We start from the raw sequence: 17,146 nt of genomic DNA on the forward strand, positions 1-17,146 counted from the left end.
GGCCGGGGAGACCGATTTCAGCAATTCTCGAGGGTGGCAGTGGCCAAACCGGGAAAGTCTGTAATCAGGCTGTCAACGCCGAAGTCGGCGAGCCTGCGCATCAGCGCGGGTTCGTTGACGGTCCACACTGATACATGCAACCCCTGACGCTGGGCCTTGATCAGGCGTTCCGGCGTACACAGCGTCCAGTTGAGGGCCAGAATCTGGCAACCGTAACTCTGGGCGACCTTCAGCGGGTCGAGCCAGGCGTATTCGGCCACCAGTCCGCGGGCGATGTCCGGGGTGAGGTCCAGGGCAGCCTTGAGCACTTCCCGGGAGCTGGAGGTGATGGTGATTTTGTCCAGCAACCCGAAACGCTGGGCCATTTCGCGGATCCCCAGCACGGTGGCAGCGGCGCGGGTGCGTGAGGCACTCTTGACCTCCAGTTGCCAATGCTCGAAATCACATTTTTCGAACAACTCCTCCAGGCGTGGGATCGGGCACGGCTTGATCCAGCCTGGGCCACCCTTGCGCGCATCGTAGGTCACCAGCTCGGCGGCCGAATGCTCCACGACCTTGCCCCGGCGATCGGTGGTGCGCTTGAGGGTCGGGTCGTGGATCACCATCAACTCGCCGTCCATGGACAGGTGCAGGTCCAACTCGCATCGGCGCACGCCGTGCTTGAGGCACTCCTGGAAACCGGTCAGGGTATTTTCTGGCGCTTCGCCCTTGGCGCCGCGGTGGCCATAAATGAGGGTCACGGTTCTTCCTTATTGGTGCCGGATTCGTTCAGTTCGCGCGCCAGGCGCCGCTCTTGCGCCTGTTTTTGCAGGATGTAGCGGGCCAGCAACTGGCGCTGGGCGTCGGTGGGGCGTTCGAACTCGGTGCCCACGTCGTAGCCATCGCCCTTGGGGTCGCAATGAGTCACCCGGGCCCGCAGCAACAGCCCCAGAGCCTGGGGCATCAGCACCATCTTGATCGACAGATGCGCGCCGACGGCAATGGGGGTGGGGTATTGGAAGTCGATACCCCCTTCGGAAATGATCACCGGCTGCGGCTCGCCGATTTCGCCGAGCGCGGTCAGGGCAATGACCTGACTGAGCAGGTCGATGCGTTTGTTCATCGCTTTGAGGTAAGCCGCGATGCTGCGTTCGCGCTCGTTGATCTGGCGCAGCAGGTGTTGCGATTCGAATTCGCTCAGGTGCAACTCGCTGAGCAGATTGAACAGTGGAGAAGCATCCTGCAACACTTCCTGGCCAGCAGCTTCAGGAATGGAGAGGGGCCGAATTTCCAGTGCGATCGTGTCCTCGATACGGTAGTATTCGCGGCGATCTTCTTCATCTAATGTCGACATGGCGAACCCATGGTAGCGGCGGTGGTCTGAGTGTAAAGCTGGTTTGTGACCCCCGCCACAAGGACGTTCCTTTTCCCTCCGAACAAGCCCCGACATGTTCAGACCTCTCTTCGTATTTATCGGCACGCGTTATACCCGTGCAAAACGTCGCAATCATTTCGTATCGTTCATTTCCCTGACTTCAATCATCGGACTGGCCCTTGGCGTGGTCGTGATGATCGTCGTGCTGTCGGTGATGAACGGCTTCGACCATGAAATGCGCACTCGCGTGCTGGGCATGGTGCCCCACGCAACGCTTGAAACCGGCGAAGCCATCAGCGACTGGCCGAGCCTGGCCGCCAAGGTCAAGCAGAACCCGCAGGTGCTGGCGGTTGCGCCGTTCACCCAGATGCAGGGGCTGCTGACCAACAACGGCAAGGTTTCCAAGGTCTTGCTCAATGGCATTGACCCCGGGCTTGAGCGGCAGGTGTCGATCATCGACAACTTCATGCAGCAGGGCAAACTCGACGACCTGGCGCCCGGCAGCTTTGGCATCGTCATCGGCGACAAGGCTGCGGCCAAGCTCGGCGCCGCCATCGGCGACAAGCTGACCTTCGTGGCACCGGAGGTCACCGTGACCCCGGGCGGTATGTTCCCGCGTATGAAACGCTTTACCGTGGTCGGCATCTTCCATGTCGGCGCCGGCGAGCTGGACGGTTACCTGGGCGTGACCAACCTTCAGGACCTGGCTCGCCTGCATCGCTGGAAGCCGGACCAGGTTCAGGGCTTGCGGTTGAAGTTCGACGACCTGTTCCAGGCGCCGCGGGTTGCCTGGACCATCGCCCAGCAACTGGGCGAAGACCGTTACTACGCCCGGGACTGGACGCGCACCCACGGCAATCTGTACCAGGCGATTCGCATGGAAAAAGCCATGATCGGCCTGTTGTTGCTGCTGATCGTCGCCGTGGCGGCATTCAACATCATCTCCACCCTGGTGATGGTGGTGAACGACAAGAAGGGCGACATCGCCATCCTGCGTACCCTCGGCGCCACGCCGGGGCAGATCATGCGGATCTTCATGGTCCAGGGCACGGTCATTGGCGTGATCGGCACCCTCGTCGGTGCCTTGGTCGGCATGTTTGCCGCGCTCAACGTCAGCGCCGCGATTGCCGCCCTCGAAGGCCTGATCGGGCACAAGTTTCTCAACGCCGACGTGTACTTCATCGACTACCTGCCGTCGCAGTTGCAGACAGACGATGTGTTGATGGTCTGCGGCGCCGCGTTGGTCCTGAGTTTTCTCGCCACCCTGTATCCAGCCTGGCGTGCCGCGCGCACCCAGCCGGCGGAGGCGTTACGTTATGAGTGAGTCGGGTATGAGTGAAAAAGCAATCTTGAGCTGCCGTAACCTGGGCAAATCCTACGAGGAGGGGCCGGAGTCGGTGGTGGTGTTGTCGGGCTTGCAGTTGGAGCTGCATCCGGGCGAGCGCGTGGCGATTGTCGGCACCTCCGGGTCGGGTAAAAGCACCTTGCTCAACCTGCTGGGCGGCCTCGATACGCCGACGGCCGGCAGTGTCTGGTTGGCCGGCGAAGAGCTCTCGGCGCTGAATGAGAAGGCACGTGGCCTGCTGCGCAACCGTTCCCTGGGTTTCGTTTACCAGTTCCACCATTTGTTGCCCGAGTTCACTGCACTGGAAAACGTCTGCATGCCGCTGTTGATCGGCCGCACGGCGATTCCTGAAGCCCGTCAGCGCGCCACGGCGTTGCTGGAGCGGGTAGGGCTGGGTCATCGCCTGGAGCACAAGCCGGCCGAGCTGTCCGGTGGCGAGCGCCAGCGCGTGGCGATTGCCCGGGCTCTGGTCAACAAGCCTGGGCTGGTGATGCTCGACGAACCCACCGGCAACCTCGACTCCCACACCGCCCAAGGCATCCAGGATTTGATGCTGGAGCTCAGCACGTCGATGCGCACCGCGTTCCTGGTGGTGACCCACGACATGAACCTGGCCCGGCAGATGGACCGCGTCCTGCACTTGCAGGAAGGTTGCCTGACGCCCATTTGACCGACCGAAACCCGGCGCTTGCTGCAAGCGCCGGGTCTTTTATTTTTATACGGTGCCCCGCGAATGTTCAGACCGTTATCGATCTTCATCGGCACGCGCTATACCCGCGCCAAGCGCCGCAATCGCTTTGTTTCGTTCATCTCCATGACCTCGATGATCGGCCTCGCCCTGGGGGTGCTGGCGATGATCGTGGTGTTGTCGGTGATGAACGGCTTCCAGCGCGAAATGAGCTCGCGCATCCTCGGTATGGTGCCCCACGCCACCATCGTCGGTGTCAAGCCGATCGACGACTGGCAACCGGTGGCCGCTGCGGCGCTGAAAAACCCCGAGGTGATCGCCGCCGTGCCGTTCACTGAAATGGAAGGCATGCTCAGCCATAAAGGCGCGATGCAGCCGATCCAGATCAGCGGTATCGACCCGGCCCAGGAAGGCAAGGTGTCCATCGTCGCCCAGCATATTGTCCAGGGGCGCCTCGATGCCTTGAAACCGGGCGAGTTTGGCGTGGTGATCGGTGAAATCACCGCCCGACGCTTCCGGCTGAACGTCGGGGACAAATTGACCCTGATCGTGCCGGAAATCAGCACCGCGCCGGGTGGCATCACCCCGCGGATGCAGCGTTTGAATGTGGTCGGCGTATTCAAGGTAGGCGCCGAGCTGGACGGCTCCATGGCGCTGATCCACGTGGCCGACGCCGCGCAAATGCAGCATTGGCAGCCGAATCAGGTGCAAAGCGTGCGCCTGGCGGTCAAGGACCTGTACGCCGCGCCGCAAGTGTCCGCCGACATCGCCACGGGCCTCGGTACGGCCTACAAGGCCGACGACTGGACCCACACCCAGGGCAGCCTGTTCAGTGCCATGAAGATGGAAAAAACCATGATCGGCCTGCTGTTGTTGATGATTGTCGCGGTGGCGGCATTCAACATCATCGCGACCCTGATCATGGTGGTGAACGATAAGGGCGCGGATATCGCGATCCTGCGCACCATCGGCGCTACGCCGCGGCAGATCATGGCGATCTTCATGGTCCAGGGCACGGTGATTGGTGTGGTCGGCACGCTGATCGGCGGCGTGCTGGGGGTGATTGCGGCGCTGAACGTCAGTGATTTAGTGGGTTGGTTCGAAAGGGTCACTGGCCAGCATATTTTCAGTTCCGACGTGTATTTCGTCAGCAATCTGCCTTCGGAGCTTCAACGCGGTGATGTGGTGCTGATCTGCTCGGCCGGGTTCATCCTCAGCTTCCTCGCCACGGTTTACCCGGCCTGGCGTGCGGCGAAGGTCGAGCCGGCACAGGCGTTGCGGTATTCCTGAGGCTGCAGGCTACATCCGTAGGAGCTGCCGCAGGCTGCGATCTTTTGATCTTCCTCTTGAGATTCATGCAATAGGAAAAGATCGCAGCCTGCGGCAGCTCCTACGGGGCATATGGGGTGCTGTCCCCCTTCGGCAACTCAATCAAAAACCGCGTCCAGCCATCGGCGGATTCGCAGCGGATCTGCCCGCCGTGGGCGCGGACGATGGAGCGGGTGATGGCCAGTCCCAATCCAGCGTGTTCACTGCTGCCTTCCTGGCGGGCCGGGTCGGCGCGATAGAAGCGGTCGAACAAACGCGGCAGCAAATCCGCTGAAATCCCGTCACCGCTGTTCTCCATATTCACCTGCACCTGCCCAACGTCCTCGACAATATGTACCCGTACTTCGCCACCGTTAGGCGTGAAGCGCAAAGCATTGTCCAGCAAGTTGGAAAGGGCTCGGCGCAACATGCTGCGGTCGCCCTCGATGCGGCCGTTGCCTTCACGGCTCAAGCGCACGTGGGCGTCTTCGGCCAGCGGGGCGAAAAACTCCAGCAGCAGATCCACTTCCTGAGCCAGTTCCAGCGGTTCGCGGCTGGGTGCCAGCAAGCCGTGGTCAGCCTTGGCCAGGTAGAGCATGTCGTTGACCAACTGCGCCATCCATTGCAGCTCTTCAAGGTTGCTGTGCAACGCTTCGCGATAGTCTTCCAGCGAGCGTTCGCGGGTGAGGGTCACCTGGGTGTGGGTCAACAGGTTCGATAACGGGGTGCGCAATTCATGAGCGATGTCGGCAGAGAACGCCGAGAGCCGCTGAAACGCATCATCGAGACGTCGCAGCATGTCGTTGATGCTGTGGGCCAGTTCCGCCAGTTCGGCGGGCATGTGTTCTTCCGGCAGGCGGGCATTGAGCGAACGGGCGGAGACGCTGCCGGCGATGGCCCCCATGCGCCGCAACGGGCGCAAGCCGCGCCGGGCGGCCCAGGCGCCGAGCAGGGCGGTAGCCAGGGCCGAGAGGCCGACTGTCAGCCAGATCAGGCGTTGCATGCGTTGCAGGAAGTGCTGGTGGTGGGTGATGTCCAGCAGCAGCGTCAGTTGCGGCGAGTCCGCGTGCTCGGGGTACAACGGCGCGTTCAATACCCGGTAGTCAGTGTCGGCATCGCTGAGGGTGGACAGGCCGGGACGCTCCGGCAATTGCGCCGGAATCCGCAGCGAACTGTCGTACCAGCGCACGCCATCGCGATCCTTGATGCGCAAGGCCAGGTCGGCCTGGCGACTGAGCTCATCTGCCAGACGGCTTTGGGTTTGCTCGGCATCAAGACCTTGCAGGGCGCGACGCAGGCCGATCAGTTTGCCTTCGAGCAGTTGCTGATCCAGCTCGATGAAGTGCGCCTCGCTGCCACGGCTGAACAGCACGCCGGCAAACAGGGACACCACGGCGGTGCAGGCGGCGAACAGCAGCGCCAGCCGGCTGCTCAGCGACCAACGCCCCCTCACAGGCTGCGCTCTTCAAGCACATACCCCATGCCCCGCACGGTGTGGATCAGCTTGCTGGGGAAGTCATCGTCGATCTTGATTCGCAGGCGCCGTATCGCGACTTCGATGACGTTGGTGTCGCTGTCGAAATTCATATCCCAGACCTGGGAAGCAATCAGGGATTTGGGCAGGACCTCGCCCTGGCGACGCAGGAGCAGCTCCAGCAACGCGAACTCCTTGGCCGTCAGGTCGATGCGCCGGCCGCTACGTTCGACGCGGCGGCGGATCAGGTCCAGGCGCAGGTCTGCCAGTCGCAGGCTGGTTTCCTGGGGTGCCGAGCTACCCCGGCGCAACAGGCTGCGGACTCGTGCCAGCAGTTCGGAAAAGGCAAAGGGTTTGACCAGGTAATCGTCGGCGCCCAACTCCAGGCCATGCACGCGATCCTGAACCGCATCCCGCGCGGTGAGAAACAGCACCGGTGTATCCAGGCCGGCCCCGCGCACGGCCTGCAGAATCTGCCAGCCATCGCGGCCGGGTAGCATCACATCGAGGATCAGCAAGGCGTATTCGCCGCTCAAGGCCAATTGCTGACCAGTAATGCCATCGGCCACCAGATCGGCGTTGAACCCCGCTTCGGTCAGGCCCTGGCGCAGGTATTGGCCGGTTTTGGTTTGGTCTTCGACGATCAGCAGTTTCATGGGCAGCTCAAGGCGTTGTTGGAACGAGGGCGTTATACCGCGTCGGGCGGGGCCGTGGCGCTACCTGACAAAGTTGTAATCGAGCCGTCAGCCGATTGGCAGGTGTACAGGGATAGAGTTCCCCCAAGCTCAATCCCACAGGAGTATGGACATGTTAATGGCAAACCGCTTGATCCTGGCCGCCTTTGCACTGGTGCTCAGTACGCCCACGTGGGCGTCACCGGGCCATTTTGATTTCGGCCAGCCTGCATCGGCGGCCAAGGCCACTCGCAGCATCGATGTGGTGATGGGGGACATGACGTTCGATCCCGGTGCGCTTGATATCAAGGCTGGGGAGACCGTTCGGTTTGTACTGATCAATAACGGTCAGTTGTTGCATGAGTTCAACCTGGGCAATACCGCGATGCACGCCGAACATCAGCAGCAAATGCTCAAGATGCAACAGAACGGGCAGTTGACCCCGACCGCAATGAAACCAGGGATGAACCATGGCTCAATGGGACACGGCCAGGCCGGTATGCGCCACGAAGACCCCAACAGCGTGTTGGTGGAACCGGGCAAAACCGCCGAGTTGACCTGGACCTTCAACAAAGCCATGCGCCTGGAATTCGCCTGTAATGTGCCCGGCCATTACCAGGCCGGTATGAAAGGCAATCTGACAGTCAGTCAGTAAGCACTCAAAGGCTGGGGCAAAGGCTGATAGAATCGGCTGATTCTTCAGTCAGGTTTCCGTCATGCATCCCGCAGCCGAACATTCGCCGCTGGGCAAATCCAGCGAATACATCGCCACGTACACGCCGTCACTGCTGTTTCCGATCCCGCGCACCGCGAAATGGGCGGAACTGGGCCTGACGGCCGAGACCCTGCCATACAAGGGTGTGGATTTCTGGAACTGTTTCGAGCTGTCGTGGCTGCTGCCGTCCGGCAAACCGGTGGTGGCCATTGGCGAATTCGCAATCGCGGCGGACTCGCCGAACATCATCGAATCCAAATCTTTCAAGCTGTACCTCAACTCGCTGAACCAGACGCCCTTCGCTGATACCGCGAGCCTGGAAGCGACCCTGCGCCAGGACCTGTCGGCGGCCGCCGGTAAACCGGTGGGCGTGCGGATCCGCAGCCTGAAAGAGGTGGAAAGTGAAGGTGTCGTGGCGCTGCCCGGCGTATGCATCGATGACCTGGACATCAGCGTCGACTCCTACGCGCATCCGCGCCCGGAGCTGCTGCGCTGCGACGAGTCGCGCATCGTGGAGGAAAGTCTGCACAGTCATCTGCTCAAATCCAATTGCCCGGTCACCAGCCAGCCAGACTGGGGCAGCGTGGCGGTGCAATATCGCGGTGCGGCGCTGGACCCTGCCTGCCTGTTGGCCTACATCGTCAGCTTCCGCCAGCATTCGGATTTCCACGAGCAGTGCGTGGAACGGATCTTTCTCGACCTGCAGCGATTGCTCAAACCGGAAAAATTGACGGTGTATGCGCGCTATGTGCGGCGCGGTGGGCTGGACATCAACCCGTATCGCAGTACCGAAGAGGTACAACTGCCGAACCATCGCCTGGTCCGGCAATAGATATCCAATGTGGGAGCGAGCCTGCTCGCGATGAGGTTGGCACATCCGTCAGTGGTGTTGACTGACGCACCGCTATCGCGAGCAGGCTCGCTCCCACAGGAGAGTGGATTTCATATCGTTGAAACTGAAAAGCCCCGCTGTTGATAGCGGGGCTTTTTTGCATCCGGCGGGTTCAGATTCCCATATTGCCCAAGGCTTGCACGATGTTGCGCAAAGTCCCGGCAATGGCGGGGTGATCCAGTTCGAAGCGTTCGACGGCCAGGTTCACGCCATCGACCAGGTCATTGTTCTGCAGCTTGTTATCCAGTTCGATTTCGGCTTCGAGCTGAATCATCAGGTGATGCAGATTCTCGCGCTCAGGCCCCGAAAGCGGCGGGTTCTGTTCCAATTGCTCGCGCAGTTCATCAAGTTGTTTCTGCAATTCGCGGGCAGGCATTGGCGTACTCCCTTTATTGATAGGCACAGCCATGGACCGCGACGGTGCGTCAAAAGTCCGTGGCTTGCCTTAAGAGTAATCTACCCTCGTGCACCCTGCATGATCTCGGTCAGGGCTTTTCACCTTTGAGCCGACGCAGGCTGATATCCGCCAGGCAGGTGTCGAGTTCACCCAGATGATCGATCACCGAATGCACCCCCAGACCGAACAACTGCACGGTGGCCCTGGCGCGCTTGGTCTCGCGTTCCTGTTGGCTCAGGATCTGCCATTCGTTCGGCGCCAGGCCACACAGCGAGCCGCAGGACGCCAGCCCGATGGTCCACAAGCCGGCATTGAGCCCCGACTGCAACAAGCGAGGCTCGCCGCTGACCAGCACGCAACCGTCCAATTGCTGGACGTTCAACGCCATCAAGGCCTGCCAGCAGGCATGCGGGGCCGGCCACGGATAATTTGTTGCTGGAAGTTGCGGCGATTTGATCCACGCCGGTAACGAAGCTGCCAGGCTATGACTGACGGCGGGGGGCAGTTCGTCGAGCCAGGCGCAGGGAATCTCCTGAAGCTGCAGAAGGCGCAGGCTTTCGAGGGCGCCGGGGGTTGGCTGCGAATGCTCGGTTGGCACTGCTCCTGACTGTCGCGCCCTTGCCCCGAAATCCACCAGACAACCGCTCAAGCCAAACAGTACGGCGGTCAGGCTGGGAGCGGGTAAGGGCAGGGTTTCGGCGCGGGGCATGGGAACGTCCTTGAAATATCCCGCAGCCTAACGTGCCTCAATGACAGTCCAATGACAGTGAAATGAAGGCGCCGGGTGCGGAAAAATCCTACGAGCAGCTTCTCTTTCAGTGCTGTCTATCCAAGCGTTCCGCTTTATACTAGCCCCCTTACCGCCTGGGCTCGGCGCCCTTGCCTGAATAATCCAAGGAGTTTTCCCTATGCGCTGGAGCCATTGTCTAGCTCAGCTGTGTGTGTCTGCCTGCGTCCTGCTAGTCCCCTTCGCCGCCCAGGCCGCAACGGAAGACGATCCTTGGGAAAGCATCAACCGCCCGATCTTTACCTTCAACGACACCGTTGATACCTACGCGCTCAAGCCGCTGGCCCAGGGTTATCAGTACGTGACGCCGCAATTTCTCGAAGACGGCATCCACAATATGTTCCGCAACATCGGCGACGTGGGCAATCTGGCCAACAATGTATTGCAGGCCAAGCCGGCTGCTGCAGGGGTCGACACGGCGCGGTTGATCTTCAACACCACCTTCGGCCTGTTGGGGTTCTTCGACGTGGGTACCCGGATGGGCCTGCAACGTAGCGATGAAGATTTCGGCCAGACCCTGGGTTACTGGGGCGTGGGCAGTGGCCCGTACGTCATGCTGCCACTGCTGGGGCCAAGCACCCTGCGTGACGCGCCGGCCAAGTTCGTCGATAACTACGCGGCCCCCTATCGTTACATCGACAACGTCTCGGTGCGTAACTCGATCTTCGGCCTCAACATCGTCGATACCCGCGCCAGTTTGTTGTCCGCCGAAAAACTGGTGAGTGGCGACAAGTACGTGTTTATCCGCAACGCCTTCCTGCAAAACCGTGAATTCAAGGTCAAGGATGGCCAGGTCGAAGATGATTTTTAACTTCGCCCGGTAACCCCAGGAAGGCGGCCTCAGGGCCGCCTTCTTTGTTTTGAGGCACTGTTTAAGCAGGGATCCAACCTTCCATTGAGTTACGCTTCGCCCGGTTCTTATAACTCTCTGTACTTTGACAAACCAAGACGGCAAGCGGCTATCTGCATGAGCTTGAAACGCCCCGCGGATGGGAGTACCGTCTGCGCCTTAGAAGGGCACCTCTGATGTAACTGTGTGTAGGACAAGGACCTGCGTGCGGTGCGACAGAGAGGCTAGAAAGCGAATCCAGTAGCCAGCGCCAGGCCCAGTTGCCCAGCCCGCTACGCCAACCTAATTCTGGCGCCGTTTGCCCACATGCCAAAAACCAGTGCCACGCTGCTGATAATCGATGATGACGAAGTGGTGCGAGCCAGCCTCGCAGCCTACTTGGAAGACAGTGGTTTCAGCGTCCTGCAGGCCAGCAACGGTCAACAGGGTCTTCAGGTATTCGAGCAAGACAAGCCCGACCTGGTCATCTGCGACCTGCGCATGCCGCAGATGGGCGGACTCGAACTCATTCGCCAGGTCACCGAGCTTTCCTCGCAGACCCCGGTCATCGTGGTTTCGGGCGCGGGCGTGATGAATGACGCGGTCGAGGCGTTACGCCTGGGCGCGGCCGATTACCTGATCAAGCCCCTGGAAGACCTGGCCGTGCTCGAGCACTCGGTGCGCCGGGCCCTGGACCGTTCGCGCCTGTTGGTGGAGAACCAGCGTTATCGCGAGAAGCTGGAAACCGCCAACCGCGAGCTGGAAGCCAGCCTGAACCTGTTGCAGGAAGACCAGAACGCCGGCCGCCAGGTGCAGATGAACATGTTGCCGGTCAGTCCCTGGACCGTCGACGATTTCCGGTTTGCCCACCAGATCATCCCGTCTTTGTATCTGTCGGGGGATTTTGTCGACTATTTCCGGGTCGATGAACGTCGAGTGGCGTTCTACCTGGCGGACGTTTCCGGCCATGGCGCGTCGTCAGCATTCGTGACGGTCCTATTGAAGTTCATGACCACGCGCCTGCTGTTCGAATCCAAGCGCAACGGCACGTTGCCTGAGTTCAAGCCTTCAGAAGTCCTTGGTCATATCAACCGGGGCCTGATCAGTTGTAAGCTGGGCAAACATGTCACGATGGTCGGTGGGGTCATCGACGAGGAGACGGGTTTGTTGACCTATAGCATCGGCGGTCATCTGCCGTTGCCTGTGTTGTATACGCCAGACAGTGTTCGTTACCTGGAAGGGCGCGGTTTGCCGGTGGGCCTGTTCAACGAGGCCACCTACGAAGACCACGTGCTGGAACTGCCCTCGACCTTCAGCCTGACGCTGATGTCCGATGGCATTCTGGACCTTTTGTCAGAACCTACACTCAAAGAGAAAGAAGCGGCCTTGCCTGAACGGGTAAGCGCAGCGGGCGGCAGCCTGGAAGGCTTGCGTCAAGTGTTTGGATTAGCCACGCTAGGGGAGATGCCGGATGATATCGCCCTGTTAGTGTTGAGCAGGAATCTTTGATGAGTACCGGTAGAATCCAGTTCGCCGAGCAGGACGGCACCTTTGTCCTGAAGTTTGTCGGTGAAGTGCGCCTGACCCTCTGTTCGGCGCTGGATGCGACTATTGAGCGGATCTTCACCGCGTTGAACTTCAACGCCATCGTGATCGACCTGACCGAAACCCGCAGCATCGACAGCACCACCCTGGGCCTGCTGGCCAAGCTGTCGATCCTGTCGCGGCAAAAGGTCGGCCTGCTGCCGACCGTGGTCACCACCCACAACGACATCACCCGGTTGCTGCAATCGATGGGCTTCGACCAGGTATTCAATATTGTCGGCGATCCCGTGCCATGCCCTGAGTGCCTGGACGATCTACCCGATCAGGATCAATCGGAAGAGGAAGTGCGGATCAAGGTGCTCGAAGCCCATAAGATCCTCATGGGGCTGAACGATTCCAATCGTGAAGCGTTCCATGACCTGGTGAGTGCGCTGGAGCGGCCCTGATTCATAGGTTTTGCGTCGACTGAACGGGCGTCATCGCGAGCAGGCTCGCTCCCACAAGGCCACGCATTGATCACGATATCTGAATCTGCCCAAATCTCCCACAGGGGGTTGGGTTCTGAGCACAAAATCGAAGAACACCATCGATCCATTGTGGGAGCGAGCCTGCTCGCGATGACGCCCGGCCAGCCGCCACCTTCCCAAGCCTATAAAAAAGGGCGAACCCATCAAGGTTCGCCCTTTTGCATTACCTTTGAATCACCTCAAAGCTTGGCTTGCAGCAACGCCTCAAGCTTCTCCTGGTCCCGAGCGAACTGACGAATGCCTTCAGCCAGTTTCTCAGTCGCCATGGCGTCCTCGTTGGACAACCAGCGGAACTGCGCTTCATTGAGACTCAAGCGCGCTTCACCGGCTTGCCCAGGCGCCAGTTTACGTTCCAGTTTGCCCTCGTCGGCGGCCAGTTTCTCCAACAGTTCCGGGCTGACCGTCAAACGGTCGCAGCCGGCCAATTGCTCGATCTGGTTGAGGTTGCGGAAGCTGGCGCCCATGACCACGGTTTTGTAGTCATTGGCCTTGTAGTAGTTGTAGATGCGCGTCACCGACTGCACGCCCGGATCATCGGCGCCGGTGTAGTCGTTGCCATTGGCCTTCTTGTACCAGTCGTAGATGCGGCCTACGAAGGGCGAAATCAGGAACACGCCGGCATCGGCACAGGCCGCGGCCTGGGCGAAGGAGAACAGCAGCGTCAGGTTGCACTGGATGCCTTCACGCTCCAGCTGCTCGGCGGCGCGAATACCTTCCCAGGTGGACGCGATCTTGATCAGCACGCGATCGCGGCCAACGCCGGCCTTTTCGTACAGGTCGATCAGGCGATGCGCACGTTTCAACATGGCCTCGGTATCGAACGACAGGCGCGCATCCACTTCAGTGGAAATACGCCCCGGAATCACCTTGAGAATCTCTTGCCCGACCGCCACGCCGAAGCGGTCGCTGGCCAGGCCCACATCGCCCTTGCAATCCGCCACACAAGCGTTCAGCAGCTCGGCGTAGCCCTGTATGGCCGAGGCCTTGAGCAGCAGGGAAGGGTTGGTGGTGGCATCCACGGGTTTAACGCGGGCGATGGCTTCGAAGTCGCCGGTATCGGCCACTACGGTAGTGAATTGTTTGAGTTGTTCCAGCTTGGAAGTCATGAGCGTGCTCTGTCCTATGGGTCTGTTGACATTACCCGAGGGCCGGCAGCCACTCAAGGGCGTGAAGGAGGATCGATGGCCCCAGCGGCAACAACCTGAAAACGGCTGTTTGAAAGGCCGGGGCGGGTATCGATAGATACGATGCCAAAACAGGACTCAGGTTCAAAGCAAGTGACGGTCAGCGGCCTTCCAGCATGCCCGCCGCCTGATCCAGCAACGCCAGCGGGTCCTTGGTTTTGTGGATATCCACCGACAACAACTGCCGAAACCGCCGTGCCCCCGGAAAACCGGTGCCCAGCCCCAGCACGTGGCGGGTGATGTGATGCATCGCCCCACCGGCGGCCAGATGATTGGCGATGTAAGGTCGCAACTGCGCCAACGCCTCGGCGCGGGTGATGACAGGCGCGCTGCTGCCAAACAGTTGTTGATCCACCTCGGCCAGCAGATACGGGTTGTGATACGCCTCGCGCCCCAGCATCACACCATCGAATGTCTGCAAATGCTCATGGCAGGCTTCCAGCGTCTTGATCCCGCCGTTAAGCACAATTTCCAACTCCGGGAAATCCGCTTTCAACCGCGCCGCCACGTCATAGCGCAGCGGCGGGATGTCACGATTCTCCTTGGGCGACAGCCCCTCCAGAATCGCAATCCGCGCATGCACGGTAAAACTCGTACACCCGGCGTCACGCACCGTCCCGACGAACTCACACAACTGCTCGTAACTGTCCCGCCCGTTGATCCCGATCCGATGCTTGACCGTCACCGGAATCGACACCGCATCACGCATCGCCTTCACACAATCAGCCACCAGCTCGGGATGCCCCATCAGGCATGCGCCGATCATGTTGTTCTGCACACGATCGCTTGGGCAGCCGACGTTGAGATTGACCTCATCATAGTCATGCGCCTGAGCCATCCGCGCGCATGCAGCCAAATCAGCCGGGACACTGCCACCGAGCTGAAGCGCCAGGGGATGCTCGGCTTCATGGTGGCGCAGGAAGCGCTCGTGATCACCGTTGAGCAACGCGCCCGTGGTGACCATCTCGGTGTAGAGCAGGGCGTGTTTGGAGAGGATGCGTAGGAAGAACCTGCAGTGGGGGTCAGTCCAGTCCATCATCGGGGCCACGCTGAAGCGGCGGGAGAGTGATTGGGGGGCGGTTGTGATTAAGGGCATTGGGAATCTGAATGGGTAGGGCAGAGGCGGGGAGTTTATCAGGAATGGGATAGGGTAAGGCTGGCGGGGCTAGATTGGTGAGAGAGTTGAATTTCCCAGCAGGGTCAGAGATTCCCGGTTTTAGTCGGGAATCTTAGGGGGGGCTGGTTGCTGTGTTGGGATTGCATGCCGTCGCAGGGACGGTAAATAAATCCCCTTTTTTCCTCTTATCCGCCCGCGTGGTTGTTGCCACCGTGCGCGGCGATGAACATGGTGACGGCCGCCCGGCAATAGGATTCGATTTCGTCGTCGTCCTCTGCTCTTGCCTCATCGAAGCGCGCGATCATCAGGAGATCGGATCCTTTGAAAAGCGCGGCAAACAAGCGGGCGGACTGGAGAGGATCGGGCACGTTCAGAACCGCCTTCGCGTGCAACTGACGCAACAGTGCCTCGATCTGGGCAATGACATAGGCGGGGCCGGCTTCGTATTGGCGCTTGCTTAACGACTTTTGATTCGTCTTGTCGGCCATGATCATGGCTTCGACACTGCGCACGTCGGGGCTCAACAACGTGCGAAGCAGGGATGTTCCCACCGCCATGAGCTGATCTGCCGCCGAACCGCCGACGCCTTCAATAAGGGCCTGCGGTGCAAACTGATGACAGTGGGCCGCAATGGCCGCACTGAACAGCGCCTCCTTGTTCTCGAAGTGCCGATAGATGCTTAGCTTGGATATCTTCGCCCGCTGGGCGACCTTGTCCATTGTCGTCGCTTGAAAACCCAATTCCACAAAAAGTTCGCCTGCGGCGTCGACTATCGTTTGGCCAAGCGCCTCGTTGGCGGGCCGGCCGCGGCGGGCCTGGCTGTTTTCGGTCATAAAAAATTACAGTACTTGACAGTATTCTAATTCGTGAATTATGGTACTTAAAAGTATCTAAAAGCTGCAAGCCTATCTCCTCCACCCATACACGGAGCCCATCACCATGAATGACGTCATCATCATCGGCGGCAGCTTTGCCGGGCTTGCCGCCGCCCTGCAGCTTGGCCGTGCCCGCCGAAAGGTCACCGTTCTCGATACCGGCCTGCCGCGCAATCGCTTCGCCGACCACTCGCATGGACTGCTCGGCCACGACCACAAGCCACCGCTGGAGATCCTGGCCGAGGCGCGGGAGCAGCTGGCGCGCTATCCTACGGTCAGGCTGGTCGCTGCCCGGGCCGAGAGCGTCTCCGGCGCCATCGACGATTTTTCCGTCCTCACGGGTGAGGGCGAAACCCTCAGGGCGCGCCGCCTGATCCTGAGCTATGGCGTCGCCGACCAGATGCCTGAAGTTCCCGGCTTTGCCGAAGGCTGGGGCTCCTCAATCGTGCCTTGCCCCTATTGCGACGGCTTTGAAGTTGCCGGCCGGCATTGGGGTCTCGTCTGGTCCGGCCCAATGTCGCACAACTACGTCAGGCTGTACCACGATTGGACTGACACGTTGACGGTCTTCGCCAATGGTCACGACATTCCACCCGACATCCGAGCCGATCTGGCGCGCCGTGGCATCCCTGTCGTCGATGGCCGGGTCACCGAAATCGACCATGACGAGAGCCATAACGCCACCGTCAGGCTCGACGCCGGCCCCTCTGTCGCGGTCGACATCCTGTTTGCGCATCCGCGCAACAAGCCGTCCGCACGCCTGCATGAATCGCTGGGTCTCGCCACGGTCGATACGCCCCAGGGCATCGTCCTCAAGGTCGACGAGCGCCGCGAAACCAGCGTGCCCGGCATCTACGCCGCCGGCGACCTCGCCAACCCCGCAATGCCCTCGGTTACCACGGCATCATGGCAAGGCGCGACGGCGGGCATCTCCGCCCAGCAGTCGATGCTGGTTTGAGGGCACTTCGGTTGTCGCAGGCTTCTAAAGGTCGCTTCGAAGCAGCATTGATCACGCGGGTTTCAACTTCACACTAGACGGGAGCACCCACCATGGCCGACCAAAAGCCGCAAGACCGTAAATTCAAACCGCTAGACGATAAATTCCCGCTTGAGCGCCAACTCGGCATCGCGGCCGCGCCAGTCGTGCTCATTAACCTCTTCACGCTCGATTACGCCGACGAAGCGGGCTTCCTGGATGCTTTCAAGGCGGCTGCCGAGATCATAACGAAGCAACCGGGCTTCATTTCCATGCAACTGCATCGAGCGATCGGCGATAGCCCGACTTACCTGAACTATGTGGTGTGGGAATCCACCGAGACGGTCCGCGCCGGCCTCACCCATCCTGAGTTCGTCGCGAAGCTTTCGGCCTATCCATCATCCGTCGTAGGCAGCCCGCACCTGTTCCAGAAGGTCGCCGTCCCCGGCTTTTGCACGG

General features: G+C 60.5%; 19 protein-coding genes. 10 read left to right on the forward strand and 9 right to left on the reverse strand.

Features of this window, described 5'->3' with window-relative positions; genetic code table 11:
• Positions 1-17 precede the first annotated feature (17 nt).
• Positions 18-740, reverse strand: a complete 723-nt coding sequence (locus BM132_RS23690) for a glycerophosphodiester phosphodiesterase (protein WP_092403237.1) — start codon at positions 738-740, stop codon at positions 18-20.
• Entirely contained in the window at positions 737-1,333 is a 597-nt protein-coding gene (locus BM132_RS23695) for a PilZ domain-containing protein (RefSeq protein WP_092459107.1), read from the reverse strand. The genes BM132_RS23690 and BM132_RS23695 overlap by 4 nt, the downstream gene beginning before the upstream one ends.
• Before the next feature lie 94 nt (positions 1,334-1,427).
• Here BM132_RS23695 and BM132_RS23700 point away from each other — a divergent pair, with 94 nt between their 5' ends.
• The 3 genes from BM132_RS23700 (at position 1,428) to BM132_RS23710 (ending at position 4,677) form a co-directional block, all read left to right on the forward strand.
• Positions 1,428-2,678: a lipoprotein-releasing ABC transporter permease subunit gene (locus tag BM132_RS23700; protein WP_092459109.1), complete on the forward strand. Its 1,251-nt coding sequence runs from the start codon at positions 1,428-1,430 to the stop codon at positions 2,676-2,678.
• Between the two features lie 7 nt (positions 2,679-2,685).
• Positions 2,686-3,369: a lipoprotein-releasing ABC transporter ATP-binding protein LolD gene (gene lolD, locus BM132_RS23705; protein ID WP_162843734.1), complete on the forward strand. Its 684-nt coding sequence runs from the start codon at positions 2,686-2,688 to the stop codon at positions 3,367-3,369.
• Between the two features lie 63 nt (positions 3,370-3,432).
• Positions 3,433-4,677, forward strand: a complete 1,245-nt coding sequence (locus BM132_RS23710; RefSeq protein WP_092459111.1) for a lipoprotein-releasing ABC transporter permease subunit — start codon at positions 3,433-3,435, stop codon at positions 4,675-4,677.
• Between the two features lie 100 nt (positions 4,678-4,777).
• On the opposite strand, the gene BM132_RS23715 is transcribed toward BM132_RS23710, so the two are convergent.
• Positions 4,778-6,148, reverse strand: a complete 1,371-nt coding sequence (locus BM132_RS23715) for a heavy metal sensor histidine kinase (RefSeq protein WP_092459113.1) — start codon at positions 6,146-6,148, stop codon at positions 4,778-4,780.
• Positions 6,145-6,825 (reverse strand): heavy metal response regulator transcription factor, encoded by a 681-nt coding sequence (locus BM132_RS23720; protein WP_092459115.1) that lies wholly within the window; start codon positions 6,823-6,825, stop codon positions 6,145-6,147. Before BM132_RS23720 ends, BM132_RS23715 begins: the two co-directional genes overlap by 4 nt.
• A 151-nt stretch (positions 6,826-6,976) precedes the next feature.
• Here BM132_RS23720 and BM132_RS23725 point away from each other — a divergent pair, with 151 nt between their 5' ends.
• Together BM132_RS23725 and queF are read left to right on the forward strand one after the other, a co-directional pair.
• The gene (locus BM132_RS23725; protein WP_092459118.1) at positions 6,977-7,498 is read left to right on the forward strand and encodes a copper-resistant cuproprotein CopI; all 522 of its coding nucleotides are present in this window, start codon (positions 6,977-6,979) and stop codon (positions 7,496-7,498) included.
• A gap of 61 nt (positions 7,499-7,559) precedes the next feature.
• Positions 7,560-8,390 carry an NADPH-dependent 7-cyano-7-deazaguanine reductase QueF gene (queF, locus tag BM132_RS23730; protein ID WP_092459120.1) on the forward strand — a complete coding sequence of 277 codons (831 nt, stop codon included), beginning with the start codon at positions 7,560-7,562 and terminating at the stop codon, positions 8,388-8,390.
• A 172-nt stretch (positions 8,391-8,562) separates the two neighbouring features.
• Here queF and BM132_RS23735 read toward each other — a convergent pair whose 3' ends face one another.
• The gene (locus BM132_RS23735; RefSeq protein ID WP_092459122.1) at positions 8,563-8,826 is read right to left on the reverse strand and encodes a DUF4404 family protein; all 264 of its coding nucleotides are present in this window, start codon (positions 8,824-8,826) and stop codon (positions 8,563-8,565) included.
• 109 nt (positions 8,827-8,935) lie between these two features.
• A complete protein-coding gene (locus BM132_RS23740; RefSeq protein WP_092403219.1) occupies positions 8,936-9,556 on the reverse strand; it encodes an HAD superfamily inactivated hydrolase PcrP in 621 nt (206 codons plus the stop codon).
• Positions 9,557-9,755: 199 nt separating this feature from the next.
• Between BM132_RS23740 and BM132_RS23745 the strand changes: the two genes are divergently transcribed.
• From BM132_RS23745 to rssC, 3 genes are all read left to right on the forward strand, one after another.
• Positions 9,756-10,445 (forward strand): MlaA family lipoprotein, encoded by a 690-nt coding sequence (locus tag BM132_RS23745; RefSeq protein ID WP_092403217.1) that lies wholly within the window; start codon positions 9,756-9,758, stop codon positions 10,443-10,445.
• 345 nt (positions 10,446-10,790) lie between these two features.
• Positions 10,791-11,972 (forward strand): two-component system response regulator RssB, encoded by a 1,182-nt coding sequence (gene rssB, locus BM132_RS23750; protein WP_092403215.1) that lies wholly within the window; start codon positions 10,791-10,793, stop codon positions 11,970-11,972.
• Positions 11,972-12,454 (forward strand): anti-sigma factor antagonist RssC, encoded by a 483-nt coding sequence (gene rssC / locus BM132_RS23755; RefSeq protein ID WP_047227232.1) that lies wholly within the window; start codon positions 11,972-11,974, stop codon positions 12,452-12,454. The genes rssB and rssC overlap by 1 nt, the downstream gene beginning before the upstream one ends.
• A 260-nt stretch (positions 12,455-12,714) precedes the next feature.
• On the opposite strand, the gene tal is transcribed toward rssC, so the two are convergent.
• From tal to BM132_RS23770, 3 genes are all read right to left on the reverse strand, one after another.
• Positions 12,715-13,641 carry a transaldolase gene (tal, locus tag BM132_RS23760; protein WP_092403213.1) on the reverse strand — a complete coding sequence of 309 codons (927 nt, stop codon included), beginning with the start codon at positions 13,639-13,641 and terminating at the stop codon, positions 12,715-12,717.
• Positions 13,642-13,819: 178 nt separating this feature from the next.
• Complete coding sequence (dusA, locus tag BM132_RS23765; RefSeq protein ID WP_092459124.1) at positions 13,820-14,815, reverse strand: tRNA dihydrouridine(20/20a) synthase DusA; 996 nt, start codon at positions 14,813-14,815, stop codon at positions 13,820-13,822.
• Positions 14,816-15,021: 206 nt separating this feature from the next.
• Positions 15,022-15,669, reverse strand: coding sequence for a TetR/AcrR family transcriptional regulator (locus BM132_RS23770; RefSeq protein WP_092459126.1), 648 nt, complete (start codon positions 15,667-15,669; stop codon positions 15,022-15,024).
• 106 nt (positions 15,670-15,775) lie between these two features.
• Between BM132_RS23770 and BM132_RS23775 the strand changes: the two genes are divergently transcribed.
• Together BM132_RS23775 and BM132_RS23780 are read left to right on the forward strand one after the other, a co-directional pair.
• On the forward strand, positions 15,776-16,669 hold the full coding sequence (locus BM132_RS23775; protein WP_092459128.1) for an NAD(P)/FAD-dependent oxidoreductase: 894 nt from the start codon (positions 15,776-15,778) through the stop codon (positions 16,667-16,669).
• A 92-nt stretch (positions 16,670-16,761) separates the two neighbouring features.
• Positions 16,762-17,146: antibiotic biosynthesis monooxygenase family protein (locus BM132_RS23780; protein ID WP_092459130.1), on the forward strand; the 385-nt coding region annotated here is incomplete at its 3' end.

Source organism: Pseudomonas sp. NFACC45, assembly GCF_900113505.1.
GTDB lineage: Bacteria > Pseudomonadota > Gammaproteobacteria > Pseudomonadales > Pseudomonadaceae > Aquipseudomonas > Aquipseudomonas tehranensis.

Excerpts from the sequence above, each read along its gene's own strand:
- BM132_RS23695 (WP_092459107.1), bottom strand. The coding sequence starts at position 1,333 with ATGTCGACATTAGATGAAGAAGATCGCCGCGAATACTACCGTATCGAG.
- BM132_RS23700 (WP_092459109.1), top strand. The coding sequence starts at position 1,428 with ATGTTCAGACCTCTCTTCGTATTTATCGGCACGCGTTATACCCGTGCA.
- lolD (WP_162843734.1), top strand. The coding sequence starts at position 2,686 with ATGAGTGAAAAAGCAATCTTGAGCTGCCGTAACCTGGGCAAATCCTAC.
- BM132_RS23710 (WP_092459111.1), top strand. The coding sequence starts at position 3,433 with ATGTTCAGACCGTTATCGATCTTCATCGGCACGCGCTATACCCGCGCC.
- BM132_RS23720 (WP_092459115.1), bottom strand. The coding sequence starts at position 6,825 with ATGAAACTGCTGATCGTCGAAGACCAAACCAAAACCGGCCAATACCTG.
- BM132_RS23725 (WP_092459118.1), top strand. The coding sequence starts at position 6,977 with ATGTTAATGGCAAACCGCTTGATCCTGGCCGCCTTTGCACTGGTGCTC.
- queF (WP_092459120.1), top strand. The coding sequence starts at position 7,560 with ATGCATCCCGCAGCCGAACATTCGCCGCTGGGCAAATCCAGCGAATAC.
- BM132_RS23735 (WP_092459122.1), bottom strand. The coding sequence starts at position 8,826 with ATGCCTGCCCGCGAATTGCAGAAACAACTTGATGAACTGCGCGAGCAA.
- BM132_RS23740 (WP_092403219.1), bottom strand. The coding sequence starts at position 9,556 with ATGCCCCGCGCCGAAACCCTGCCCTTACCCGCTCCCAGCCTGACCGCC.
- BM132_RS23745 (WP_092403217.1), top strand. The coding sequence starts at position 9,756 with ATGCGCTGGAGCCATTGTCTAGCTCAGCTGTGTGTGTCTGCCTGCGTC.
- rssB (WP_092403215.1), top strand. The coding sequence starts at position 10,791 with ATGCCAAAAACCAGTGCCACGCTGCTGATAATCGATGATGACGAAGTG.
- rssC (WP_047227232.1), top strand. The coding sequence starts at position 11,972 with ATGAGTACCGGTAGAATCCAGTTCGCCGAGCAGGACGGCACCTTTGTC.
- tal (WP_092403213.1), bottom strand. The coding sequence starts at position 13,641 with ATGACTTCCAAGCTGGAACAACTCAAACAATTCACTACCGTAGTGGCC.
- dusA (WP_092459124.1), bottom strand. The coding sequence starts at position 14,815 with ATGCCCTTAATCACAACCGCCCCCCAATCACTCTCCCGCCGCTTCAGC.
- BM132_RS23770 (WP_092459126.1), bottom strand. The coding sequence starts at position 15,669 with ATGACCGAAAACAGCCAGGCCCGCCGCGGCCGGCCCGCCAACGAGGCG.
- BM132_RS23775 (WP_092459128.1), top strand. The coding sequence starts at position 15,776 with ATGAATGACGTCATCATCATCGGCGGCAGCTTTGCCGGGCTTGCCGCC.